This window comes from Paenibacillus sp. J5, from assembly GCF_054955055.1.
Window position 1 is genome coordinate 81,192 of record NZ_JBUEDD010000001.1, and the last position, 26,910, is coordinate 108,101.

The 26,910-nt window shown below is 54.3% G+C and carries 19 protein-coding genes; all 19 read right to left on the reverse strand.

Going from position 1 to position 26,910, the window contains the following annotated elements:
- Positions 1-91: 91 nt before the first annotated feature.
- The 19 genes from ACY1JZ_RS00265 to leuD all read right to left on the reverse strand — a co-directional run bounded on the left by ACY1JZ_RS00265 (position 92) and on the right by leuD (position 26,908).
- Complete coding sequence (locus tag ACY1JZ_RS00265) at positions 92-1,627, reverse strand: response regulator (RefSeq protein ID WP_462627518.1); 1,536 nt, start codon at positions 1,625-1,627, stop codon at positions 92-94.
- Entirely contained in the window at positions 1,624-3,432 is a 1,809-nt protein-coding gene (locus ACY1JZ_RS00270; protein WP_462627519.1) for a sensor histidine kinase, read from the reverse strand. The genes ACY1JZ_RS00265 and ACY1JZ_RS00270 overlap by 4 nt, the downstream gene beginning before the upstream one ends.
- 39 nt (positions 3,433-3,471) lie before the next feature.
- Positions 3,472-5,004 (reverse strand): response regulator transcription factor, encoded by a 1,533-nt coding sequence (locus ACY1JZ_RS00275; RefSeq protein WP_462627521.1) that lies wholly within the window; start codon positions 5,002-5,004, stop codon positions 3,472-3,474.
- 341 nt (positions 5,005-5,345) lie between these two features.
- Positions 5,346-5,789: a hypothetical protein gene (locus tag ACY1JZ_RS00280; protein ID WP_462627522.1), complete on the reverse strand. Its 444-nt coding sequence runs from the start codon at positions 5,787-5,789 to the stop codon at positions 5,346-5,348.
- Positions 5,790-5,932: 143 nt separating this feature from the next.
- Positions 5,933-8,653, reverse strand: a complete 2,721-nt coding sequence (locus tag ACY1JZ_RS00285; protein WP_462627524.1) for a hypothetical protein — start codon at positions 8,651-8,653, stop codon at positions 5,933-5,935.
- On the reverse strand, positions 8,643-11,423 hold the full coding sequence (locus ACY1JZ_RS00290; protein ID WP_462627526.1) for a P-loop NTPase fold protein: 2,781 nt from the start codon (positions 11,421-11,423) through the stop codon (positions 8,643-8,645). Before ACY1JZ_RS00290 ends, ACY1JZ_RS00285 begins: the two co-directional genes overlap by 11 nt.
- 299 nt (positions 11,424-11,722) lie before the next feature.
- A complete protein-coding gene (gene cntE, locus ACY1JZ_RS00295; protein WP_462627528.1) occupies positions 11,723-13,156 on the reverse strand; it encodes a staphylopine family metallophore export MFS transporter CntE in 1,434 nt (477 codons plus the stop codon).
- Positions 13,157-13,196: 40 nt separating this feature from the next.
- A complete protein-coding gene (locus tag ACY1JZ_RS00300) occupies positions 13,197-14,174 on the reverse strand; it encodes an ABC transporter ATP-binding protein (protein ID WP_462627529.1) in 978 nt (325 codons plus the stop codon).
- Positions 14,171-14,992 (reverse strand): staphylopine uptake ABC transporter ATP-binding protein CntD, encoded by an 822-nt coding sequence (gene cntD / locus ACY1JZ_RS00305; protein ID WP_462627530.1) that lies wholly within the window; start codon positions 14,990-14,992, stop codon positions 14,171-14,173. Before cntD ends, ACY1JZ_RS00300 begins: the two co-directional genes overlap by 4 nt.
- A gap of 1 nt (position 14,993) precedes the next feature.
- On the reverse strand, positions 14,994-15,887 hold the full coding sequence (gene cntC / locus ACY1JZ_RS00310; RefSeq protein ID WP_270168856.1) for a staphylopine uptake ABC transporter permease subunit CntC: 894 nt from the start codon (positions 15,885-15,887) through the stop codon (positions 14,994-14,996).
- Positions 15,888-16,820 (reverse strand): nickel/cobalt ABC transporter permease, encoded by a 933-nt coding sequence (gene opp1B / locus ACY1JZ_RS00315; RefSeq protein WP_270168854.1) that lies wholly within the window; start codon positions 16,818-16,820, stop codon positions 15,888-15,890.
- Between the two features lie 38 nt (positions 16,821-16,858).
- Positions 16,859-18,526, reverse strand: a complete 1,668-nt coding sequence (cntA, locus tag ACY1JZ_RS00320; protein ID WP_462627532.1) for a staphylopine-dependent metal ABC transporter substrate-binding lipoprotein — start codon at positions 18,524-18,526, stop codon at positions 16,859-16,861.
- Between the two features lie 168 nt (positions 18,527-18,694).
- On the reverse strand, positions 18,695-20,020 hold the full coding sequence (locus ACY1JZ_RS00325) for an opine metallophore biosynthesis dehydrogenase (RefSeq protein WP_462627533.1): 1,326 nt from the start codon (positions 20,018-20,020) through the stop codon (positions 18,695-18,697).
- Entirely contained in the window at positions 20,017-20,880 is an 864-nt protein-coding gene (locus tag ACY1JZ_RS00330; protein ID WP_270168850.1) for a class I SAM-dependent methyltransferase, read from the reverse strand. The genes ACY1JZ_RS00325 and ACY1JZ_RS00330 overlap by 4 nt, the downstream gene beginning before the upstream one ends.
- On the reverse strand, positions 20,877-21,770 hold the full coding sequence (locus ACY1JZ_RS00335; protein ID WP_462627534.1) for a histidine racemase CntK family protein: 894 nt from the start codon (positions 21,768-21,770) through the stop codon (positions 20,877-20,879). The genes ACY1JZ_RS00330 and ACY1JZ_RS00335 overlap by 4 nt, the downstream gene beginning before the upstream one ends.
- Positions 21,771-22,211: 441 nt before the next feature.
- Complete coding sequence (locus ACY1JZ_RS00340) at positions 22,212-23,213, reverse strand: type I glyceraldehyde-3-phosphate dehydrogenase (protein ID WP_462627536.1); 1,002 nt, start codon at positions 23,211-23,213, stop codon at positions 22,212-22,214.
- 14 nt (positions 23,214-23,227) lie between these two features.
- The gene (locus tag ACY1JZ_RS00345; RefSeq protein WP_270168847.1) at positions 23,228-24,436 is read right to left on the reverse strand and encodes an aromatic amino acid transaminase; all 1,209 of its coding nucleotides are present in this window, start codon (positions 24,434-24,436) and stop codon (positions 23,228-23,230) included.
- A complete protein-coding gene (locus ACY1JZ_RS00350) occupies positions 24,363-26,285 on the reverse strand; it encodes an FAD/NAD(P)-binding protein (protein ID WP_462627538.1) in 1,923 nt (640 codons plus the stop codon). The genes ACY1JZ_RS00345 and ACY1JZ_RS00350 overlap by 74 nt, the downstream gene beginning before the upstream one ends.
- Complete coding sequence (gene leuD, locus ACY1JZ_RS00355; RefSeq protein WP_462627540.1) at positions 26,282-26,908, reverse strand: 3-isopropylmalate dehydratase small subunit; 627 nt, start codon at positions 26,906-26,908, stop codon at positions 26,282-26,284. Before leuD ends, ACY1JZ_RS00350 begins: the two co-directional genes overlap by 4 nt.
- Positions 26,909-26,910 lie beyond the last annotated feature (2 nt).

The following is a 26,910-nucleotide window of genomic DNA, read 5'->3' on the forward strand; positions in this document are numbered from 1 at the left end:
TGGTTGTAACCCCTTTCAAGCATCTGTCTTCATTGTAATAATGACCGCGTGTTGGAACTACTCCGCAATTAAAGCTTTTTCCCAAAAAATATTAGTTCCTGTTTTTGTATTCATTAGGAGACATATGAAACCGCTTTTCGAACTGCTTCAAAAACTGACTGTAGCTCGTATATCCTACCAGCTCGGACACCTCGCTATTGGTGTACTTCCCTATGCGCAGCAGCTCCTCAGCCTCTTCAATCCGCAGATTATGGAGCAATTCGTTAAAGCTGATGCCATTTTTCTTAATCAGCAATTGGCCCAGGTACGCTGGATGCAGGTAAAAAACCTCAGACAGCCGCTTGATCGTCAGCGCCTCTCTGTAATGCTCCTTGATGTAATCGTTAATGTCCTGAGCCGTCCCCTGCAGCTTGCCCTTCTGCTCCTTCAGCAGGAGTCCGATACATGCTTCTCCCCAAGCAAGGAGGCGCTCCATACATGTCTCCAGCCTGAGCAACGATTCCACTGCTCCTGGCATATCCGGCTCCTGCAGCAGCAGCTCCGCCTCCTTGGGACCATGCTCACGCACATAATCATCCATCTCGTACCATAGATGGATGACGACCTTCTTCACAATCTCCGGCGCGACTCGTTGACTGCGGAACAAGCTAGCCGCCTCCTCGACGGCTGCATGGAAGGCAGCGGTATCCAGCAGCATGAGTGCGGACAGCAGCTTATTGATCAGCTCCGTCTGATCATATTGGTTAAGAATCGGAGCGCCGCCATCCCTTCGATAAGCAATAGCCCCGGCAGCGCCGGGGCAGTAGAAGGTATCGCGGAGCGCTTCTCTCGCTTCCGCATAGCTATGATGCAGTTGACTCAGGGACGGCACAGCGCCTCCTCGCGCGATCTGAATGGGCCGGTCTGCATACTCATGCGCCAATTCGTTGATGATATGCCAGGCGGTGCCCGGCTGCTCGCTTGCATGCGAGCCTCCCCGTACAATCACGAACTGGCCGGCATTCATATGCAGCACATAGATTCCATCCTGGCTGCTCAGCCGCTCCGTTGCACGTTCTCTCGCCCAATCGTAATCGCTCCGCTCTGTCTGAACGAGACACACCTGCCATTCCTGCCTGCTGCTAGACAGCCGTTCCAGAAGCTGCTGCTCCGCCATGCCCACAGGCGGACGAACAACCGCCTCCTGCAGCACACGCAGCGTCTGCTCCCAAAGCGCTGCATCACGGATGCGGCGCTGCTCCGCCTCCTGCCGCAGCTCCATGTAGATGCTGCGCAGCTCCCGCTCCGCCTCCTCCTCATCCATCGGCTTGAGCAGGTAATGGGTTACATTATATCGCAGCGCCTTGCGGGCATATTCAAACTCGCTGTACCCGCTCAGGATGACGAAGCGAACCGGACGCTCTCCTTGCTCCTGCCACCGCTTAATCATCTCCAGGCCATTCATGACCGGCATGTTAATATCGGTTAGCACCACGTCCGGTTGAAGCTGCTCGATCATCTGCAAGCCTTCCGCTCCGTTGCCGCACATGCCGCACACCTCGTAGCCCAGCCCTTCCCAATCAATCCACAGCTGCATGCCTTCCAGAGCACCCGGCTCATCATCAATTAGCAATACCCTCAATCTCATGACAGTCCCTCCTTGCTCTGCTCCATCAGCTTCATCGGAATCTCGAAGGACACACGAGTCCCCTCGTTCCATTCACTCATAATGCTGAACTTCACCTGATCATCATAATATAGCTCTAGTCGCCGGAAGACGTTGCGAATACCGATACTGCTTCCGGTCATATTCTCGCTGCTCATCGCCTGCGTAATCTCAGCCAGCTTCTCCTCTGTCATCCCGATGCCGTTATCCTCCACGGTTACCCCTAATCGACCTTCGATAAACTTCACACTAATCTGTACGGTGCCCAGCCCTTCCACGGCCTGAAGCCCATGCTTGCATGCATTTTCCACTAACGGCTGAATACTCATCTTAGGAATCTTGTACTGCAGCGCCTGCGGGTCAATGTCCAGCTCATATTCAAATTTATCCCGGAAACGGAACTTTTCGATCTTGAGATACATCTCAAGAAAACGAAGCTCCTCCTGCACCGTAACGAGGTCCTCCTTCCAACTGAGCAACCGCCGCAGCAGCTTGGATAGACTCTTAATAATATCGGTGACATCCGTATAGTTGTTCTTCGTACAGACAACCAGAATCGCATTGAGCGTATTGAAGAGAAAATGCGGATTCATCTGGCTCTGCAGTACATTCAGCTCTGCCCGCACCTGCTCCATCTCCAGACTCTTCTTCTGAATCTCCAGCTTGTATACATTGTTAATCAATGAATTCATACGTGCGGTCATCATATTGAAGGACTGGATCAGTCCACCGATCTCGTCGCGTCCCTCATCCATGCGGATCAGATCGAACTTCTCATTGGTGACCTTATGCATATGACGGGACAGCCGTTTTACCCGGTAATTATAAGAACGGAGCATCATATAGATAAAGCCCGAGGCAAATAAAGCCATGCCTGCTGCAAGCATGAACACAAACATCTGCATATCCCGTGTCGCCTTGCTGAGCCGGGTTCCCTGTGGCACCCCGATCAGCTTCCAGCCCTTCACATAGCTGGCTGTTCCAATGGAGACGACATGAACGTCAGAATCCGCCTCCTGCGGCAGCTCAAAGACCGGATACGCCTGCTGTTCTCCTCCACTCAGCGTCTTGTCCGCCGAGACGATAATACGATTATGCTTATCGACCAGATACAACGTCAAGTAATCTCGCTCACGGACGATCACATCATAGATTTTGTCCAGATCCAGATCAATGCGGGCGAGTTTCTCATAGGTATTCAGTCCATCAAATGAATCCAATTGCTCCATAACACTGAGATAGGGACTGGTTACCGCCATATCGCTAATTCTTGTTTCAGTATAAGCGCCTACCACTACCTTATCAGAGGATTGCTTCCATAGCTTATACCACTCGCTAGACTTGACCTTATTACTCAGATTATAGTAGCTGCTGCCCGGCACGATCGTTGTATTATCCGTATAGACTCTGATTCTCAGAATCTGGCTATTGACCGGAATATAGCTGTTCACCCGGTGCCGCAGTTGCTCATCAAAGGTATCATAGAACGTGATCGGGCTCTCATACCTACGCTCTAACATCTCATATAACGTCTTGTCTGTGTTCAGCGCATGGCTGACAGCCACCCCGCCGTCAATAAAGTTATGAATATCCTTTCTTGCACGCTCCAGTGAAATTTGCAGATTCTGCTCCTCACGCTCTGTGATCAGATTGGACATGCGATCCATGAACATCAGATTAATGACAATAATCGGAAGCAGTATTCCGATTACAAAAATTAACAAAAACTTATAATTCAATGGAATATCATTGATGATCCCGCTGAACCGAACTGTTCTTCTTCTCACTTCAGCACCGTCCTGCTCATAGGTTGTTTCTGCCCTGCTCTACAACTGCTTCTTAAACACGGAGGGGACTGTGCCCGTCTTGCTCTTGAACAGCGATATAAAATAATCCGTATTGTGGTAGCCCACCTGCTGGGCAACCTCTGATACATTCATGCGCGTCAGCTTCAGCAGTCGCTTCGCCTCCTCCAGACGCAGGTCGTTCAGATATTCACGGAACGACTTGCCCGTCTGACGCTTGAACAGTTGCCCGAGATATGTGGTGTTCATATGGAACATCTGAGCCAGCTCCTGAAGCTGCAGCTTGCTGCGGAATTCGCGGTCTACATATTGAACTAATTGAATAATGGTACTGCCCTCGTTGGAGCAGGCCAGCCTCGCCAGCTCGGCTGCGGCCTCCGTGCATAGCACACGCACATAAGAGCGCAGCCCTGCCATGCTGTCCATCGCTTGCATCGAGCCACATTGCTGATGCAGCTTCTGCATGAAATTATCCACCTTGCCGTGCAGCTTCGCAATCCGGCGGCAGATGTTCAGCTCCAGATGTGCGATATGCGCCCGCAGCTCTTCCTGGTTCAGCCGCAATGCCGCCATCAGGGTGAGCAGTTGGTTGAGGGCAGCATCCAGTTGCTCAGGCCGCAGCTCATTCATCTGCTCCAGCAGCTCCCGATACGCCTCCTTAGCCGCAGCTTGCTGCCGCTCTCCCGCTAACAGCTCGACCTCAGCAGCGAAGACGATGCCCTCTCGTCCTTGATGGCGTTTCCATTCAATTAGATTCGAAGCTTGAACATACAAGTTATGTATCCTGCGCAGGCCGGCACTGCTGCCGCTGACACCTACAACGATGGGCTCGCTCTGGTCAGCGAATAATTGCTCATACAGCCTGGCGGCACACTCCTCCAGAAGGTGGGAAGACAGCTCGGCGATCGGAAGGATCGCACCCACCCGCCCCTCATGATCCACGAACGTCCGGTCGGGCAATTCCGGCAGCAGCGCCTGCAATGTATGCTGTGCCTTAACCGGATCGGCTGCTCCGGCCACCAGCAAGCATGTCAACGGCTGCTCATTCGTCAATTGAAGCATACTAGCTGCCTGCCGCTCCAATTCCCCGCCAGCCTCTCCCTGTAGGAAGCGATGAAGCAGTTGCTGCGTATATACGCTTCGCTCTCTGCTCTGATGCAGCTCAGCGGCGCGCTCCTCGTGAATTTTACGGCTCATGCGGGCGAGAGCCGCCTCAATCTCTTCCTCATCGATCGGCTTGAGCACATATTCGGCTACCCGCTGCTGGAGCGCCGTCTTCGCGTACTCGAAGCTGTCATAACCGCTCAGTATAATAAATTGCGGCGGGCTTTGAAATCTCTGATTGGATTGTTGAATCAGCTCCAGCCCGTTGACGGACGGCATATTAATATCCGTCAGCACCAGCTCTGGCCGCAGTTGATCGATAAGCGACAACGCAGCCGTTCCATTGGACGCCTCTCCACATATTTGAAAGCCATAGCCGTTCCAATTAATCATGGTTCGCAAGCCCTCCAGCACCCAAGGCTCATCATCTACCAGCAGAACATTCATCATGCTCATCCTGCTCCTTTCCTACCTTAAGTGAAAGCGTACTCATCCACTATGCTATCATATTTGTATAGGCGTGGAAATAAGTGTATTTTGACAAATACAGCACCTTTTGCTCTCCTGGGTGTAAGCCGCTCGTCTACAGCCTGCACGCCAATAGAGCAGCCGCTAACAAACACGGCTGCTCTATTGTGGCAGATTTCCATTGATAATCGCATGGTTTCGGGGGGATTGCTGCGGAACGATGACCACAGCTCCTGCTTAAAACTTGAGCGTAGCCTTCAGGGAGAAACGAGGTTGCGAGTTTCGATGATCTGAGATACCCCAGCCTTTAGACAGAGAACCCGTCAAGGTGTAATGACAATATATCCTTGAGGGGTTGTATATGCTCTTCCCAAAGGAATTAAAATGCCACCTCCTGGCCAACCTCCACCTCCTGGCCAACCTCCGCCTCCTGGCCAACCTCCACCTGCCCCACCAGTGCCCCCTCCTGTAGGTGGTTGTGTTACAGGAAAAGTTGGACCAAGGTACTGTAATCCAGTAATGTCCTGATTCGTAACGACCATATTTGGATATTGAACTGCTCCATTAGGAGCCATGATGTTCATTCTTACACTCCCTGCCCCGATGGGATCAGTTGGAGCAGGTGGGGTAAAACTCAATAATTGCCAAATAACTGTACCAAATCCGGGAATGTTTGATCTGTAAAAATGATTTGTTCGACCTAGATTGATTTCATTTTGAATATCCGTTGGTAAAATGAGTGGTGCCAAAACCGGTGGCATTGCCATACAGGAACATCTCCTTCAAATATGTGATGATCATGATATATGCCCACGCAGCTTGTTTGTGTGAATAATTTCCATAAATAACTATTTCATATATTTCATTCACTCTTATGGGATGACGGCGCAAATTCCACCACTCTTCCCCCTTAGACATCTTCACAATAATCAGGATCATGCAGCGATGCCAGAAGGCAATCGAGCTGCTCCACGTATTCATAATTGCTGATGTTATCCCGAATAAATGAGGTGTCCATCCCTGATCTTCGCACCTGCTCAATCCATTTCAGTGCTTCGCTCCTCCCGATTCCGCGATGAAGCATGCCATAATACAGATAAGCCAATTCATTGCTGATATTCGTGTTAAACACGATCGGATCATCCGTGTTGACGTTGATGATGATGTCAGGAATGTCCTGATCCTGCTGCTGTATCTGAAAAAACTGATTCTCTGTCCATGCCTGCATGTCCATAATGACAAAGTTCGAGGAGGGATTAACCTCTACAACAATCCCCTTGTCTGCAACGATACGCCTGACATAACGCTGCATATCCATAACAATCTCCTTCTCCAGATCCGTCGCCCTTACAAAGACAGGCTCCCGCTGCTTCTGGAGATACGCCTGATCATGATAGGACAGCAGGACGTCAGAGAGAACAGATTGTCTGGAACGCTGCTCCTTGCGCTCCCAGTCCCTGAAACGGGTAATTTCCTGCTGAACACTGGCCGCGACAGGTAGAAACCTCCTCTGGTACGACTCGTAGAGCATTTCGATAGAGTAGTCGTAGACAGCTTCGCCGAAGATATCCTTGGCCACTTCGTGAATCTTATGCTGCAAGTAGGAGTAGGTCTTGAAGTTCACTTCTGTCGAGCGGGTATACACGCCCCATGCCCATAACAGATTGTCCAAATATTCGCCGCGGGGCAGCACAACCTGCGAATGCTCCTGTACCCAGCGCTCAACCGATACGCCAAGGGCAATGCCATGACCGATCCGGTCCCCGGAATGAAATTTGCAGTAATGAATGACCTCATCAATCCGCCGCAAGCCGGAATTCAGATGGCGAAAATCCTCGCCCGCGTGAAATGTAAAAAACAAGCTCTGCTGTCTCGAACGCTTGCCGTCCCGATCCACCATCACCTTGCGATCATGGTCACTGTTGCGCGCCGCTTCAAACACAGGAGCGAACACATGAATCGGCGTATTATTCTCCAGGCTGGCAGCATCGAGCCCAACGATGAAGTTGGACAGGTATGGGATGTTGTTCCGCAGCTTCAGCATGTGCCGCACCTTCTCAATATAGTTCTGCTGAATCCGACCGTAATACAGATGCTCGGGCTTCCCGGTCTTCTCATATTCCTGCCAATCCTTCGCAATGTGATCCTCCTGCTTGATCAAGTGATAGACCAGACTTACCCGCGGAAAATCCACTTCCCGATCCAGCTCGACATTGTAATCCTCTGTCAAAATATCGCGGTATGCCTGAAGGATGCTGCGAATTCTCGTTCGGTTGGCAGCCACGCTGCTCGCAATGGACAGACGCAGCTCCACCTTCCTCAGATAAGGGTTCTGGAACAGATTGCGCAGCATATCTCGATAATAGTAGTGATCCTGGGAGTCGAATCCATCTGTCGCCCGGTCGAAATATTGGCGAAAATGATCCAAGCCCTGCACGGCATTTGATTGATTCACCTGCTGGTAGAACTCATTTTTGATGCACAAGTAACGAAACATCAGATGCCATAGCTCATGATCCTGCTGCCGCACTCCACCCTTGCCTTGCCGCTTCATCACGAAAATCATCAGCTTATGCATCAACATATTTTCTCCATAGGTATGAAACGGCTTATACTCCTGTAAGATATAGCTCATCCAGTCGGCTCCGTTCTCGCCGATATGACCGATGAACTCCTTCTGCAGATTTTCCAGCACTAGCTTCAGCTCTTCGATCGACAGGAAGCCTTCCTCGCCGAACAGGGCTGTACGCACTAGAGGATAATCGCGCCTCATACTCTGCCTGAGCCAGCGGCTGATCGCAATATCCTCGTCAAGACGCATATAGAGCGCCAACACGAAACGAATGATCTGGGCAGTCAGCATGTATTCCCTCACTTGCTCCGACTTGCAGCTATGGGAAGGACGGAAGTTCGCCAGATATGTCCCTACCGCCGAACGGCTGAAGTCACCGTTGAAGTTCATGCACCGCTCCCACAGCATCGTAAACGTAAAGGCAGCACTCGCATGGATGTGATTCTCTGCAATGCCCTGCTGCAGTACATCGTGCAACGGCGCATCGGCCAAATTAATGTGCTGGTACCATCCGTCCAACTGATGCGGCTCATGGAGGCCGTTCACCGCATAGTACGTCGCAACGAACAGATCAATGGGAAGCAATCGGCTCAACGTACTGAACATATGCACCTTGTCCAGCTCCTCATAGGCCCGCCATACATCGCGAAACATGGCGTCCCCGCTCTGCTGTTCATGGTTCCAATACTTGAACACCATCTCTCCATCCCGATGCGACAACAATGCACGCGTAAATTCTCGGATCAGCTCCAGATAATGCTGATACAGTCTTCCTTCTATCTCTGATGGTTCCTCGATTCCTTCAAAATACGGCTTGAACAGATACGGGTGAAACTTCTCCACCATCAGGTTGATCTCATCCAGGCTGGAGGGCGAGCATTCTGCAAGCACGATGGGGTGCAGCTTGTTCAGCAGCGCCTTGCGCGCATCCATTGCTCCCTTCCTGCTGAAGTGGGACAGCTCTGCCACCTTGATCAGCTCCTGCTGTCCCTCAAATGACAGATCCTTAAAAGGGAAAAAGGCAGTGTGCAGCATGAGCTGCATGTGGTCAAGCGTCACCGGTCGGCTCCTCGTCTTCATCAAGGTCAAGACCGAGATCATTCAGATCAGCGGAGACCGTATTCATCGCTTGCCGGAATCCATCCTCCAGCTTCTGTTGCATCTCCTTTTTTATTTGTTCAGATTGATGATCCTTCTTCGGCAGCTTGCTATGGTTAACTTGCTCCAAGTAATACCGAAGATGGCGAAGCACCCAAAATTCATGCTGGTCAAAGCTCGACACCGCAACATACGATTGCTCCTTCAACACCTGCAGCAGCCTTCTGGCTTCCAGCCTTCCATACCAGACATAGCTGTTGCTGGATAGACCGCCTACTTTACTGAGTAATTCTTGATAGCTAGTAAAATCAATATCATTTATATTTACATTTCGGACAGCAGCTTGAGTCTTTGCATATATGGTCGTCTCTGTTAAACCTGAAAACCCTGTTTTGAATGCCTCAAGAGCTGTTTCAACCGTCCTCTTATCTAACCATTCAATCTGGTACCTCCCTTCACGGATTCTCAGTCTGATCGTGTCAAATAGTTCCTTATAATAAGCCGTAACCCATTTATTTATCGTCGTAATTTGTGCAGTCGTCAGTTCTTTGCTTGGGTCCGCTTGTTGCGATTTCATCAGACTTCGTATGACCTTGGCTAGCTTCAATGAGACCGGCTGGTTATCCTGCGGATGATGTATTGCTAGTTGTTTCATTACCTCCAAAAATTGATCCTCATCCCATCTCTGAATTTCAACAATTGTATTAATAAACACATCCAACGCATAGCTGGTATTAATATTCCAAATAGTAATATTTCCCCAGGACGCCTCCTCCGAAGGGTATCCGTATAAGGTTTGATAGTAGATATGATCCTCATTCGTCACACTGGTATCCGATATGAAATTCAATACATGGTCATACTCAAATTTGAGCTTATTCTTCGCACAATAATATTGCTCCTGGTACAGCCAGGACAGCAGATTTTCTTCCCGGCCTGCTCTGGTAAGCTGATTAATATGCTTCAGCATCCATCGATTATGCTGCTCGGCAACATAGCTATTCGTGAGACTGTCTGTCAACCAGCCTTTTTGGCCCAGGAGCAGATGTGCAAAGTACAAGGAATTATCAAACTTGATGTAATCAAGCAGGCTCATAACGATGTGACCATATTTATTAGGTCTCACATCCTGATCCAACTGCAAGATTTCTTTGATCGCCTTCACTCTCATCTGGTTTTGGATCTGAGCATCATTGCATCGAACATCATTCAATAAGGCAAGGATAATTTCACCCACGATGATTAAGGACAATAGCACACTTTCTTCTTTTTGTTCATTAGAGCTGGTGATATGAGTCGTTATAGCGTCTAATATAGAGTAGTCAAGATAAGTATTTTGTGCGTCCTGCCCCCATTGAACATATTTTCCGATAATATGCCGCTGCTGCTCTGTCAGCTTCGTAGAGGACAGTATGATGGTGTCGACTAACGATTTGACAAGATTAAACTTCTCTTTCCGTTCCTTCGCACTCCGTTCTTCATGACTAAATAGGTTCCTGTATCGCCCAAGTATCTCATGGATGTGATAGTACACATTGACGATTCCCCGTGGAGTGCGGTCAAATATACTATAGCTCTGTGATAATGGTACAAGGCGAGGCTCTTCGTCTTGATCGTTGGCATAGCTGAACACACTGTTATCTCCAAACAGGCGCGCCAACTGGCTAATTAGCGTCCATTGATCGAACGCAAACTGAGGAATCGTGTTATTGTTCCATTCCAGCAGATTATGCCGTCTGGCTGGCGGAATAATCTTCTTCAAATATTCGTGAGCCAGCTTTAACTTTCTTTTGTGTAGGGGCATCTCTTCGACCTGAAAATCCACGCTGATATTGCTATGTCTGAGATTCTCATCCTGAATCAGCGCTAGCGTGATCGCTTCCTGCAATATCGTATAATCACCAGAGAGCACCGTAATGATATTAGGATGGTTCGCATACTGCAATATCGATTCCATCAGCTCTCTGCTGCGCGTCATTTTCAGATCAATATCATCAATAAACAGGAAAATAAGCGGCTCCTGGTCGATGTAAGGCTTCTCCAGCAATTTCCTCTGATTGTACACCAGCAAGGAGATCAGCTTGTCGAGCCTTGCCTTGAACTCAATGTCAGGGGTCAGCAGCTTTTCGGACTTGCGTATATGAGTGGCCAGGTCGTCATAGTTATGCACCAGGATTTTGCGATATTCATTTTCCGTGTACAGATGATACTCGATTAATGCATTCATGGCGCTCTTCAATGCGTTGTTCGGGCGGAGCACTCCCTTCGTGAAGTAGTCCTCAAACTCCGTAGATTTGGGGTTATTCAAGACATGATGCTTGATGGCCCTCAACTGCTCCTCCATTGTCTTGTTCAATAGACCGACGATCGAGCCCATAATTTTCGTATTATCGCCAAAATGATCCGGCTCGATAATATCCAGCACGAGATTGGGAGAAATCAGGGGCCTGTCGCGCTGCACTGGCTGCGGAGGATTCAGATGATTGATGAGCGTAAACATGACCGAGCTTTTCCCCATGCCCCTTGCCCCGAAGATGCCGATCGTGTTATTAATGCTCTTGTTATATCTATTGTGTCTGCCGCCCGCGCTGGCGCGGCTCGTATCGCGAATCTGCTCAATCTGCTTGAGCATCAAATCATAGGTCGGCATGATGTTTTTGACCTCATCCTTCAGGTCTCTTGCTCCGATAAACACCTCGATCTCCTGTTCTTCCTTCACCTGACCCGTCATCATCCTCTCCCCTTTCAACTGCTACTTAAGACTTAGTGAACATGTCCCTGGAGCTTTATTCCACTTCGACATGATCCAACAAATACCTTTACATTTATACAAAATAATTGATTTTAAAGTAAAATACATACAGATGATCATCCAAGCGACAACGGCTGCCGTCCTCCTAGACGTACTTAACGATCAAAAAAGGCGCCCTCCCGTCATGGGAAAGCACCTTATGTTGCAACCTGACATGCCTTGACCTTGCCTTCAATGCTATATTGCCGACCACGCCTGTAGCCGTTTATTCCCCGCCGCTATCCCGCCGCTCCGGCCAGCCGGCCCTTGTGGTCATATGCAAAGCCCACCATCACGGCTCCAGCGAGGGCACATAGCCCGTACATCCACGAATACGAGAGCAGATCGGCCAGCGGCCCCATCATCATGCCGCCTAGCGATACGCCCAGGTCGGCGGTCGCGATGAACAGTCCCATCAGCACATTGCGGCTTGCCTTGGGCAGCACGAAGGACAGATAGGTCGTCAGAGCCGGATAGAGAAGCGCCTGAGCAAGCCCCATCAGCAGTGCGCCTGCATAGAACAGGACAGCCCCGCCCCAGGCCGCCAGACTGACGCAGAGTGCCGCAGCGCTCAACAGCAGCATCACCTTCATGATGAACCCGTGATGCCATCTGCCGTCCGACGGGATGCGCTTGCGCAGCGTGAAGCGTGCGACCACCACCACCGCGGCCTGCAGCATCAGGAACAGCGCGGCGCTGCCGTCTGCAACCTGCGATGCATACAGCGGAATGAAGATCGTCGCCGCCCCGAACACCACCGATGCGGTCAGCATCAGCACGCTGCACTTGAACAGGTGCGGATTGCGCACCAGCTCGCCGAAGGAGCCGCGCAGCGAGGCTGCTGGCGGTGCAGACGCGCCAGCAGCGGGGGTCGCGGGTGGCGCGGGCACCGACGCAGCGGATGTCCGCTCGCTGCGCTCGTCAGTCGCTCCATCACCGCACGACTGCCTGATGTGCACGCTCGCAGCCGGTGACTTCCCGGTTGCCACGCTCGCAGCAGCCGATCGCACAGCGGCCCCCCCCGCAACAGGCACTTGCTGTGCCTCCCGCTGCGCTGCCTCTCCCTGCTGCATCGCCTCCCTCTGCTGCATCACACTGGCGGAGCCGTTCGCCGCACGGCTGCCGCCAAGCGTGGCGCTGTAGCCGATCGCACCAGTGAGCAGCGCCAGCCCCAGCATCGACCAGGTGAAGGCGCTCCCGTCGCTCGCCTCCCACATGCCCAGCGCCAGCAACGGGCCGATAATGCCCGGCATCGAGGCGCATAGCGAATACATGGAGATGCCCTGCGACCGCTCCTGCTCCGGCAAGGCGTCGATGATGCCAAGCTGCAGCGCCATCGAGAAGAATGCGGTGCACACGCCCTGCAGCATCCGTGCCGCCAGATAGCCGCCCAGCCCGGTGAAGGGATACAGCACCAGCGCCACCCCATTTACTGCCAGGATCAGCCTCAGCACCCGCACGGCGCCATGCCGCCCGATCACCTGCCCCGCCCACGGGCGCAGCAGCATCGTCGTGAACAGGTACGCCCCCATCACCATGCCAATCTCGGCGTTGCTTGCGCCAAGCGCCTCTCCCTTGAGCGGGATGATGACATTCAAGATCGCGTTGGCGCTAAAATAAAACAAGGTTAATAGATACAATCGGACAAAAGGCCATGACAGCGCCCCTCTCACGATGCCCACCGCCTCTCTTCATTCCATGACACCCACCCTGCTATATCAGGACAGCCTGCAGCAGCCGCTGCGCATACTCGGACTTGACGTCGCGAAGCTGGCTGATTGCGACCGTCTCCTCCACCCGCCCCTGATGCATAATAACGACCCGGTCGCACAGATAAGCTGCCGCCTGCAGATCATGCGTGATGAATATATAGCTCATGCCGTACTGTTGTCGCAGCCGCTTCAGCAGCTCCAGCACCTGTAGCTGCACGGAGCCATCGAGCGAGCTGACCGCCTCATCCAGCACGATGCAGGACGGATCGGTCGCTAACGCACGGGCGATGCATACTCGCTGTGCCTGTCCGCCGGACAGCTCATGCGGATATTTGCTGCGATAGGAAGCATCCAGCCCCACCTCGTGAAGCAGGCCGTCGATCTGCTCCAGCATCGCTTGCCTGTCAGCACCCGCCCAGCTCTTACCGCCCCGCGGGCGCACCTTGCTGCCCGTCATGCTCCAGCCCCGTGTACTCGCAACCTGTCGGATGACCGCTCGCTCACCACGAAGCTGTTGCTCTGCCCAGGGGACATCGCCTCCTGGCTTCGCTGCTCCCATCCGAGGCAGCTCTGCGCCATCCGACCGCTCCGCCACTGCCGCTGTCACTCCCCCCTGCACGCCCCTAGCCTCAGCAGACGATCTCTGGTAGCGAAGCGGCTCCAGCAGCACCTGCTCGACCGTATAGAACGGGTTCATCGAGGAGGTGTAATCCTGGAAGACAGCGCTGATCCGCCCGCCGCGCGCTTCACGGCGCGACACCTCCCGTCCCGCGAACCGCACTGTCCCACGATCGGGCTTCTCGATGCCCAGCATGAGCCGGGCCAGTGTCGACTTGCCGCTGCCACTTGCCCCGATGATGCCGACACACTCTCCATAGCCGCACTCCAGGCTGATGCCATGCAGCACCTGCTGCTGTCTCCGCGAGAACAGTCCACCCACCGGGTATGACTTCTCCACCTGCTCGACCTTCAGCATCATGAGCCACCCCCCATCATCTGTGTGAAATGGCGCTGCAGCGTCTGTCTGGCATCGATAAGCTCACGTGTATAGGGATGGACAGGACGGCGGCCTGACATCAGCTCCTGCAGATCACCTCGCTCCACGATCTCGCCATGACGCATCACCAGCAGTTCATCAGCTACCTTGCGCACCGCGCCCAGATCATGCGAGACGAACAGCATCGAGCAATCGAGCCTCTCCCGCAGGCGAACGAATTGCTCCAGCACCTCATACTGCGCGATGGCGTCCAGCGCCGTCGTCGGCTCATCGGCAATGATCAGCTCCGGCTCCAGCACCAGCGCCAGCGCGATCATTATACGCTGCAGCATCCCGCCCGACAGTTGGTGGGGATACTGATTCATCACGGTAAGCGGGTCCTTGAGCAGTACCGCCTCCATCGCCCGCTTGAGGCGGGCGGTCGTCTCCTCACGCCCCAGCCCCAGATGCTCCGCCATCGTCTCGCGCAGATGGACACCGACAACACAGGACGGATCGAAGGCACGCATCCCATGCTGCAGGATCATGCACATCTGCTTGCCCCGCTTCTTGCGCAGCTCGTGCTCCGGCAGAGACGACAGATTGACCCCGCTCAGCACAATCTCACCCTCCTGACGCAGCGCCTGTCTGTTGAGCCGCATGACCGCACGGCAGGTGACCGACTTGCCGCTGCCGCTCTCGCCTATGATCGCCAGACAGGAGCCGCGCTTCACTTCGAAGGAGCTGTCCTGCACCAGCAGCTTGCCTGTCAGACTATCCCACACGCTCAGCCCGCTTACTGCGAGCACCGTCTGCTCCATGCTATGCGACCTCCTTCCCGCGCACCTCGGCGTCTCTAGCTGTAGACTGACCCGGCGCCTGCTGCCTGGAAGCGGCCAGCTTCGGGTCCAGCGCCGTCTGCAGCGCATCGGATAGAAAATTGATCGCTGATACGACAACCATGATCGCGATACCTGGCGCCAGCATCATCTCCGGCCGCGAGAACATGACCTCTCTGGCTTCACTCAGCATCATTCCCCATTCCGGTTGCGGCGCCTGTACGCCTAATCCAAGGAAGGAAAAGCCGCTCATTTGCAATACCATCGAGCCGAAGGCGCTGCTGGCAATCACTGCAATAGCAGGCATCGTCACCGGGATGAGATGACGCCATATAATCTGCACATGACCTATGCCCAATGTACGGGCATACTTCACATAGTCCGCCTCCGCATACGACATGACCGCCGTGCGGATCGCCCGCGCGAACCAGGCCCACTTCGTCAAGATGAAGGCCAGCAATATATTTTCCAACCCGACCCCGAGGATGCCGACAAGCGCCAGTGTCATGACATAGCCAGGGAAGGACAGCACGACATCACATACTCGCATGAGCAGCGCATCGATGCGCCCGCGGAAATATCCAGCCAAGAGCCCAATCACTGCACCCAATGCCACCGAAGCGCCCAGTGCTGCCAGTACCCAAAGTATGCTCGGACGGATGCCATAGATCAGTCTGGACATGATGCAGCGGCCCAGATGGTCATTGCCCAGCCAATACGCCCAGGAGGCTCCCGCATACCGCAGCTCCATGTGCACCTCCTCCGGATCATGTGGCGCAAGCCATGGCGCGAACACGCCAGCCACCAGGACAGAGGCCACAATCGCCAGCGACAGCACGGCCAGCTTATCCTTGAAGATACGCTCCCATCCTCTCATCTACAGCTCCTTCCGCAGCTTCGGATTCAGGGCTGCATTGACAATATCGGCTAGCGCATTGAACAGCACGAAGGCTGCTGCCAGCACCAGCACATAAGCCTGAATGACCGGGAAATCCCGGCTCAGAATCGCCTTGATGCTCAGCGACCCCAGCCCCGGCCAGGCAAATAGATTCTCGACGACCACCGTGCTGCCCAGCAGGATCGGAATCGCCATTCCGAATACAGAGATCGCCACCTGCAAGGAATTCCGCATGATATGGGCCGCTATCTTCCGCTCGGGCAGACCGCTCGCCCGCCCGTACAGAACATAGTCCTCATTCATATTGCTCAGCATCGAGCTGCGCACCATCCGAAAATAAATGCCTGCATAGGCCACAGTAATGACGAGCACGGGCAGAACGTAGCTGCTGTATCCGTCCAGACCGCTCGTCGGCAGCCAGTCCAGATGAGCAGCAAAATACCAGACCAGCAGTGCAGCCAGCCAGTAGGACGGCATCGAGGCGAGCAGGAAGGTGATGCCGCGTACCAGCCGGTCTGTCCAGCTCCCTTCTCTACGTGCGCAGAGCACGCCGAGCAGGATCGACAGCACAATAATGGCAGCGGCAGAGCTTATCGTCAGCTTGAATGTATTCGCGAAGGCCGGAGCAAGCAGTGACCAGACCGGCTTGCCCGACACATACGAAGCGCCGAAGTCCAGACGCAGACAGGACAGCAGCCAATCCAGATAACGTACAAGAAACGGACGATCGAGTCCCAGCTCTGCCCTTGTGCTGGCCAGCAGCTCTTCCGTAATGACCGGCACGCCTTGCTCATGCAGCACCGATCTGGCCGGGTCCGCAGGGGACAGCTCGTTCAACATAAATGTCACAAAGGATACCAGCAGCAGCAGTGGAAGCGCAGTTGCCAGCCGCTTCATGATATATCTGATCATAGCCCTCTCCTCCGTCCTGCGAATTCCAGTTCGCCAGATTATTCCACATACATCCGTTCAAATGGCAGCTCGTACTGTGTCTGCTTGAAGCCGATGCCCTGCAGCTTGGAGGAGGCAATCACCGTTACGCTGCCGTTAGTCAGCGGGATGAACACCGCCTCATCATGCACCGTCCGCAATATATCCGCATACAGCGCCTTGCGGCTCGCCTCATCCTTCGTCACCATCACCTCGCCAATCTTGCGATATAGCTCATCGGCATGCTCGATTCCACTGGTGGTGTAATAGTAGGAGGACTCAGAGGTAAAGGCCGACACCGTGCTCTGCGGGTCATAGGCCAGCCCCCAGGTCTGGTTAAACAGCAAGTCATAGTCGCCGGACGATCTTCTTCCCGCAATCGAGCTCGATTCCTCGCCAACCAGCTCGATCTGCATGCCAATTTGCTTCAGCGCATTCTGCAAGTATTCGGCCTCTGTTTTTTGAGTAGAGGAATTAATGTCAAAATACAGCTTCATCGCCAGCGGTGCGCCGTTCTTCGTCCGAGCGCCCTCCCCCTCTGCCAGCCAGCCCGCCTGCTCCAGCAGTTGCTTCGCCTGCTCCGGGTTATAGTCTCTTGGCTTCAAGTCTACCTGGGCATAGTTCACATTGGAGGAGAAGAGCGACTTAGCAGGGGATTCTGTCCCGCTGAAAATCTGCTTGCTCAGCATCTCGCGGTCAATCGCGTACCAGATGGCTTCGCGTACCGCCTTGTCATGTACAGGGGATTCCTTGCGGCTGCTGTTCGCCACAATCATCTTCGTATTCATCGGCTCGCTGCGAACCAACTGGTAATCTCCCGAATCGACCAGTTGCTTCATCGCCTCCACATCGATGCTGTCTGCCCCCCGGTCATCCGTGAAGATCAGATTCACTTCTCCCTTCTTCAGGGCAAGATAGGTGGTCTCCCCGGACGGCAGCACCTTGGCCGTAATCTTCTTGATCTTAGGCGCACCATTCCAGTAGCTCTCATTGGCCTCGAAGATGGCATACTGGTCAGTCTTCTGCTCGATCAGCTTGTACGGGCCTGTGCCATGATGCCCGCTCACGCCATCCTTCGTCTCGCCGTTCACGAAATCCTTGGGTGAGATGAAGACGAACGGCCGGGTCATCGACAGCTCCTCCAACGCCGGGTAATACGGCTCAGACAGCTTCAGCTCAACGGTATGCTCATTGAGAACGGTCGTGCTCACGATCTTGGTGGACAGCTTGATCCACGAGTGCTTGGCAGCGTTCCGCTGCACCGCCTCGATATTTTGCTTCACCGCCTCGGCATTGAACGGCTCGCCGTCGTGGAACACGACCCCCTTGCGCAGGTGGAACGTATAGACCAGCCCATCCTCGGATACATCCCAGCTCTCGGCAAGCAGCGGCTTGATGCCCTCGGAGGTGTTCTCCACCAGCGATTCATAGACCATTCCCTGTGCCGCCATCAGACCCGGATAGAGGTGCGGGTTCATATCGTTAATATCTTTGGAGATCGCAAATACCAGCTCCTGAGCCGGAGTCTCGGCAGCACTGCTGCTCGTCTGTGCACTGTTGGCTGCCTCGCCCTTGCTGTCCGCTCCTTTGCCATGGTTGCTGCCCACCTGCTCTACGTTGCCGCTGCAGCCAGCCAGCATGACGATGGTCATGACCAGGACGGTTAATCGTGTCGTTAATTTTCTCATCGGGTTCCATCCTCCTGTAATTACCACAAGTTCGTTCCTATCCTTTGCTATGGGCTCCTGCGAGCCTGACTCTCACTTGCCTGTCAATTGCGCTACGCTTCTTACTCTGTGATTCTTGCTCTGCTTCCCTGAGCCCTCATCGGGCTTTTATAAATTCTCGTTCTGCTTCTATGAACTCCCTGACAGCGAGCCCTGCAGTCGATCCCCGAGCCCGTTACATATACGGCGCACATCCTCGGCAACATCCTGTACGGCAAAGGCATCCGACAAGGGCTGTCCTTGCAGCCTGTTCGCCGCTTGCATCAACGCTTGCTCATATCTGGCAATAAACCGGTCGATCACTTGACATTCCACCTCCACATACTGTGCGATGCCCTGAATGATCTTGACCCGGTAATAGTCCTCCTTGGGCATTCGCGGCACATCCCAGCAGCCCTCGCGATCTTTATAGATCTGGCGGAAGGGCACCGCGCTAAAATCGAAATAACGACCGTCCTCATCCGGCTCCGAGAAGGGATCGATCAGCAGCGAGGTGTAGCGAACATACAGAAGATACTGCTGATGGATCGGCTCCAGCTCCATAAACTGCTCAATATCCTCACGCGACAGGCTCTCCGGTCTCACTGGATAATTGTCGTCGGTCATAAACTGGAGCAGATTCACGCCCGGTATGCCCAGCTTCTCCATAATCGCTGTTATCTCCCGCCACCCCGACAGCATCTCGCGGATCAACTTCTGTGTAATCGGACCCTCCGGGAACATCTTGTAGACGAACTTCCTCGCTACACCCTCTCCCAAAATAATGTCCAGCGAAAATTCATTCATAAATAATGGCGGATGAACATACAGCGATATATTTCTGGTCTCCGCCTCCAGTGCAGCAGGCAAGACCTGCATGACCATGCCTGCGCTGCCATATAGCCTGCATAGCTGATCCACCGCTGACGAGCGGACAGGCGACGAGGAGCCAACGTACAGCTTCCGCTTCATCCCGGTGGTCAGCACACGCTCACATGGCTCGCCCTGAGCCCAGCGGGTATCGCCCAAATAGGTGGAGAAGCTGATCACCTCGGCCTCTGGCTGAATGCCTGCGATGTAATGGCAAACCAGATGGTTCGAGCCAAATGTTGGCGACAGCAGCACGACTCGGCGCACCTGACTCAGCACCTCATCAGGCATACACCTTAATACCTCGATATACGCATTGGCGGCAACTGCCAGTATGAGAGTCTCCCACTCGCCCTCCACCGTCTCATAGCCAAGAAAGACACGCTCCAGTACACATTCGCCCGCGAGCGCCTGATGCTGTGCATTCTGCACATCGGCTCGCACCCGATTACCGCTCTGCAGCATCGCACAGAAGAAAGGGGCAGCCCGTACCGAGTCTCTCCCCGCGATAGCAACCGCACTTCCCGGCTCTTTACCGAACAGAATCGCCAGTTGAACCGCCGCCGGTCCAGTACCTGCAATTAACACATTACCAAAGCCGCTCATTTGCCCGCTCCTTCTGCCCTCTGGGCTGCGTTAGCCTTACGGTACAATGCAACATCGAAGATATGTCCAGGGCGCAGCAGTGTATCCGCCAGCTGCCATTTATCTTCGTCCACCTGCTCCATTGGATAATTGAACAAGGACTTCAGCTTGTTCCCGAACCGCATCGCCACGACAACTCCACTGTCGGTCGTAGCATACATCCGCTCCAGCAGCTCATACTTGATCGGCACCGTAGAACTGAAGATAATATGCGTCGCTTCGCGCGCTGCTGGCAGTTGATCGGCTGGTATGTTCTCCAGCCGGATCGGCAGGCCTTCGCCCAGCCGCTCCACCACCTTGCGCCCCAGCGTGACCGCTTCCTCGTCAATATCGACTCCGATGACCCGCGCGCCTGTTCTTCTGGCGATCAGCAGCGGAGTCATCGGGAAGGAGCCGGAGCCAACCAGCAGCACGGTGGAGTCAGAGCTTACCCGAAAGCTGCCGAATTCCTGCTCGATGCACGATTCGATATTGTGAAAGTAACCTGCAATATCGTCCTCGCCTTGCAGCAGCTTCAGCGCGCGATACTTCTCCATCGTCGCCACGCAGGCTGCCGAGCTTCGCCGCACCTCATCTGTCAGTTGATGCAGGGGAGTGCTAATTTCCATCCCCGTTCCCAGTTCCTGCTCCAGCTCCAGTTCCTGCTCCAGTTGCCCCCAAGCCTGCACATTTCGCTCATCTGTAATCCATGCCGAGTAAGCATTAATCGTCCCCTCCAGCTCAGCGCTGTGCTGGATCGTTCCGTCATAGCGTGCCGCCAGCTCCGCGAAGCGATCGGCATAATGCTTGATTTCATCTTGCAGCCGATGAACCCTTATCATCCTTGTCTCTCCCCTCCAGCCGCCATGCAGAGCTGAGCCTGCCCCTGCTCTGGCGCCTTAATCTCGACAAAAGCCCGTCCTTGCGCCACGATGCCCACGCTTCCCTCTATGGCGATGCTCATGGCCTCACCCTTGGAGCAATCCGCATAGACATGAATGACACCTCCCGGCTGCTTGATTGGGGCTATGATCTCTTCCCCCCGGCTCCATGACAAGTATGCGCCAAGCGATGCTGTACCGGACCCGCAGCCTCGTTCCCATACCAGACTGTCAAGCGCCGGTACGTAGATCAATGGCTCCAATTCATTCGTCTGGCGACGGTAGAGCATCATACCGACCAGCTTCGAGCCCGGCGCCATGCCGAGCAGCCTCGCCAGCGCCATCGCCTTGCGCCTGACCGCTTCATCCAGCAGCTCCACCTCCAGAATCAGATGAAAGCTCTGCTCATAACTGACCAGCACCGCCTCCAGTTGCTCCTCCTCATAGGTGAACGTCCTGCGTTCGATGGTGCGAGGAGGCGGCATCGCAACCCGGCATATATACCGGTTGTCGCTCCTCCTGACTCTGCAAGCAACCGCCTGTGCCGCCCCCGAGGAATCGAAGGACAGCTCCAGCGCGCCTCCCGGCGACAGTTCCTGCCTGGATGCGATCCAAGCAGCCAGCGCCATACACGCATTGCCACAGAACTCTCCCCCTGCCATATGTAGAGAGGCTGCGGCCTGGGGACTGTGTGCAGCGCCGATGAAGCCTACTTGCTCTGCATGCACATGGTCATAGGACATTAGCCGGGCAGCGATAAATGAACGAGACTCAGACGGATGCTCTGAGCTGACCAGCACCGTCATGTTCTGTGTTGGATCACATTTCACAAACTCAATTTCCTGTCTCATTGCGGTTCCCCTCATCCACCTAATTTGACGAGCCTGCGGTTCCATAAATGACACCAGAATTATAATAGTAATTATTACTATTACCGAACAAGATTGATCTTACCCATAATTTGTCTCGGCGTCAATATGTATGCCAAAAAAAATCATCGCGGCCTTGCGGAGCGTCCTCCTGCTGCGTCTGGCGCACGAGCTTTATAGTGAAAGACGAAAAGCCCAAAAATGCGGATAACCCTTGCTGCATTCTTGAGCTTTTCATTTATAGGGGAGCGCCAGCAAGCCCCCGTTTTAAGGGCAGCCTCACATAAGTACCGCGCGCAGCTCCCGGCGCGCGGTGCATAGCGGCATGACGCCACTCGGTCGAACCACATCGCTGTCACAAGCGCTTGCCTCATAGCGGCTGCTCCTTGCCCGCCAACTTTGACCGGAAGCAGCCAGCTACGACTATCCCCGCTGACTCAGCTCTGCCGCCACCTCGGCAAGACGGGTAGCATAGCCCCATTCATTGTCATACCAGGCGGCGACAGATAAGATCTCTCCCTGCACATGGGTCAAGGGCAGGTCAATGATCGAGGAATGAGGATCGCCGACGATGCGCGAGGAAGCCCACTCCTCCTCCAGTACATCGAGCACGCCCTGCAATGGGCCCTCTGCGGCAGCAGAGCGGAAGATATCATTCACTTGCTGAATTGTGCATGGCTTCTCTGTCACCAGATTGAGCTCGGCGACGCTGCCGGTGCGCGTCGGCACCCGATACGCTTTCCCTGTAATTTGCAGGTCATTCCATATAAATTTCAACGCCTTGGCTGCTCCTGAGGAGGACGGGATAATATTTTCCGTTGCCGCCCACGAATCACGCCGTGCCTTCATCGGCTGATCCGTCAAGGATTGCGTGTTCGTATAGGAATGCACGGTGGAGAATACCCCGCTTTTTATACCGAAGTTTTCGCGCACCAGCTTAACGACAGGAGCCAGTGCATTGGTCGTGCAGCTCGCCATACTAATGATCTTGTGCTGCGCCGAATCAAAGCGATCCAGGTTGATGCCCTTGAGCAATACCGCATCACAGTCATCCAGACTTTTGCTTGGGCCGCTGACCAGCACTCTTTTGGCGCCGCGATCGAGATGGGCCTGGGCTACTGAGCGGGTCACAGCCCGCCCTGTACATTCAATGACCAGATCAACCTCCAGGCTCTTCCAGTCGGGCAGCTCCTGCGATGAATTGATATACGGGATGTTATGTTCGCCAATATGGAGATGCCCGGACTCGCCGCGAACCTGCTCCGGCCAGCGATTATAATTGGTATCCACCTCGAACAATGCCGCCAGCGTCTCCTCGTCCCTAATATCGGAGATGGACACCGGGACGAACAACGAATTTTCCAGCGCAACCCTCAATAACTGTCTTCCGATACGGCCAAATCCATGAATCGCAATTCTTTTCATTTTTGTCCTCTTTTCTACGCTTTACGCGATAATGTGTTAGTGCCTTCAACCACTTGCCCCAGTGCAAGGCAGAAGGCAGGAATAGCTTCCAAAGGCAGACTGGCGATGCATATTCGTCCTGTATCCAACAGATAGATCCCATGCTGCTCCCGCAGCACTTCAATGGAGGGCGGAGAGAGCTGCAGACACAGAAACATCCCCTGTTGTCGATGATATGACAGTAACGTATCCATCAGACCACTGCTCTCCAGCTCGGCGAACAGTGCAGCGCGGCGACGCTGCAGATCGCATCGCATCTCCTTCAGCTCCTGCTGCCAGCAGGAATAGCGATGTGGATCATTAATAATATGACTGGCGATGTAGGCTCCATGCGCCGGTGGTGTGGAATACGTACTGCGAATCATCCTCTTGAGCGTGCTGTGCCAGACTGCCAAGCGATCCGCATCCTTGAATACAAGGGTCAGGGCTCCGGTACGCTCGTTATACAATCCCATATTTTTCGAGAAGGAATTGCAAATGATCAACCTGTCCGAGTGCTCTCGAAACAAGGCGAAGAGCTCGGCATCCTGCTCGGCCGATTGCGCGAAGCCTTGGTAGGCAAAGTCAAACAGCGGAATCAGGCCGCGCTCCGCACAGAACTCCGCCCACTCCCTCCATTGGGAGAGCGTGGGGTCCATCCCTGTCGGATTATGGCAGCAGGCGTGCAGCAACACATAATCACCGGGACGAGCCGCCTGCAGGTCTTCCAGAATCGTAGTCATGCATAACTGATCAGGATTGGCTGGCTGATACCGGTAATAGCCGATCTGCTCCGGGCGGCTGCTCAGCAGCGCAGCATGGTTCTCCCAGGTTGGGGAGCTGATCCACACCCGCGCTGCCGGGGCATCGTGCTGAATCATGCGTCCAGCAAGATGCAAGGCTCCGCTGGAGCCGACCGTCTGGATCACCTGAACATGGTGCGCGCTGCCCTCCTCGCCGGACGGGAACAGCAGACGGCGCACAGCCTGCTGAAATTCGGGAGCGCCATCCATATCGAACGTGGCCTTGCTGCGCTGATGCTGTATGCGGGCATATTCAGCCTCGCGCACCGTTTCCAGTACAGGGGAATTTCCCGATGGGTCCGTGTAGATGCCTGCCGTCAGATTGAGCTTATCTGCCCGCGGGTCCTGATGATACTGAGCTAGTAATTGCAGGATGCCGGGCTTGGTCGGGTTGTTGAGCATACTGTCCTCCTTGAATAATATCAGCGGCTATCGCATCAGCATCCATCATAAAGTCAATCCATTTGTGCGGACGGCTGCTGCCTGACTGCATAAACCACCGGGTGTACTCGGTCGGAATGCCCAGCACATATAGCTGGCCTGCGATCGATTGATTGGCCCGGATCGGGTGGAACGGAGAGTCCGTCACAGCGACACCGCCTGTCTCGAACTCCGCCTCCGCGCCCGCATTGACAAACGGGACATAGATGCCTTGATCCAGAAGCGACTGGGTCAAGCAGGAGCGATCACGGGTAATATCGGTGACCGGAACACGGCCATCAATGATCACCTGCACCGCCACCCTCGAATGCTGTACAACAGGCGATGACATGTAGACACAAGCTTCCGTCTCCGCAGGCTCGAATTGGACAGAAGGTCCGACTACGGTGACGATGCCTGCGCGAATCAAGGCTTGCAGTTGAAGATTGCGGAAGGCAGGCGGCCCGGCAGACAAAAAGCTGCTCACAGGCGCAAACCTCGCCAGAAACTCCTTCTCATGCGAGGCAGGCTGCAGCCCTCCGAAGTCTACATAGGCGCGAATAACCGAACGCGAGTTGCGAATGACATCCAGCGCCGCCTTGAGCGGAGAATCCACATTGCCCTGCATCGCCTCGGCGTAATCGGCAGCCAGCACGTCTTGCAAGGCTTCATGGAAGGCAAGCGGCGATGGGAATATACATCCATTGAACGGATTAGCTAACGAATACAGATCGATCTTGATCGGATGCGACAGCCCTAACCGATGCGCCATCGTGCTGACTCCCTCTACAGAATCCACCTGGCATTCCAGCACCAGCTCGCATAATCTTGCCGCTTGCTCCTCGCCCTGCTCATGAAGGAGTCTGGTCTTGGCATACATGAGCGTAATTTCCGCCTCCAGCACAGGCAGCACATCCCGGTCAAAGCCTATCTCGCCCCGCTCTCGCATGGCATGGGCGCGCTCCAATGTGAAGATTACCGGCTCATACTCGTAGTCATACGGCTTCTGATTGCGGCCGCGCGCCGGGACAGGCATCCCGCTGCGGCTTCCAGCGTAGATGAGCGGCTCCCGCCCGGACGGGCAATACTGCAAGGAGCCGTCTATATCCGCTACAAATCTACCACCGCGCCCCAGTGTAAGCTCAGCGACAATATCATAGAAGGCCAGTCCCATGCCGATTATCCCGACCCTCTGCCCCGGTTCGATCGTGGAGAAGTCCATATCCGCCGCGGAATCCCCGGCGATATAAGCTACTCCGTGAGTTTGGCTGGCATAATCATGGAGAGACTTCTCCAGACCTGACAACTGATTCGTCGAATGTCCTGTTGCCAGTACCGTCCGATCAGCCTGCAAGGATTGGCCGTCCGAGAAATGTAGAAGCTGCATCTCGCCCATCTCCTCCAGGCGATCCACTCGCCCCGTTATTTTGTGAAGGGCAACAGAGGGCGGCAGCGCACGCTCGATGGCGGCCAACACATAGAGCAGGTATTGTCCGTAGTAGGCTCGCGGGCCGTAGCCGCCATATTGCTCATAGTCGTCCAGGTGCAACTGCCACCACTGGGAGAAGGACGGCCCATTGCCCGGGCGAATCTCCTTGCCGTCCCACGGGCCGGAGAAGGCGGAGATTTCTTGTGCGACGGTATTCATCAGCAGGTGAGGGGACTGCCCGGTCGCCCATACCCGCCCGGTGCCTACATACCCGTCATCGATCAGATACAGGTTAATTGGCTCCCCGTTGTCCCGCTCCAGCAGCCGGGCAGCCAGCCGTTCCAGAACCGACATGCCTCGCGGGCCGCTACCTATAATGGCAATTCTCAGCGCCTGCTTCATAGCTGCGGCTCGCTTAGGAGCGTGCGGCAGCCAGGCGATGGCAATGTCGTCGCCAGATGCACATTTCTGGCCGCCTCGTATGCCGCTATGCTGTATTGATCCTGGATCGTCAGTGCAATATCATCCAGATTGAGAATGTACTTCTGCTTGTAGTGGGCTTCCATCAGAAGCGGTACACACCCTTCATCCCAGGTAATAGCATCCTTCTCCAGATCTATGCTAATCTGTGCCTGCGGGCGGCGGCTCAGCACCTCACATAACGAGCGAATCCCTTCCTCAGTGGTTCGTACAGGCAGCACATCATTGATAATGGCGTTTTTATAGAAAATATCGCCGAAGCTGTGAGCAATGACGGCCTTGAAGCCGTAATCCTTGATCGCCCATACCGCATATTCACGCGATGAGCCTGTCGCGAACTCCCGCCCCGCAACCAATATATCGGCCTGGGCATAACGAGGGTCATTCAGCACAAAGCTCGGGTCCTGCCGCCAATTGCCAAACAAGGAGCCGCTGTGTCCCACCCGCTTGGGCTGATAACAAAATCGCGCAGGAATGATCTGATCCGTATCCACATCGTTTCTCGTTAAGGGCATGCCGTATCCGCTAATCCGTTCCCTGCTCATCC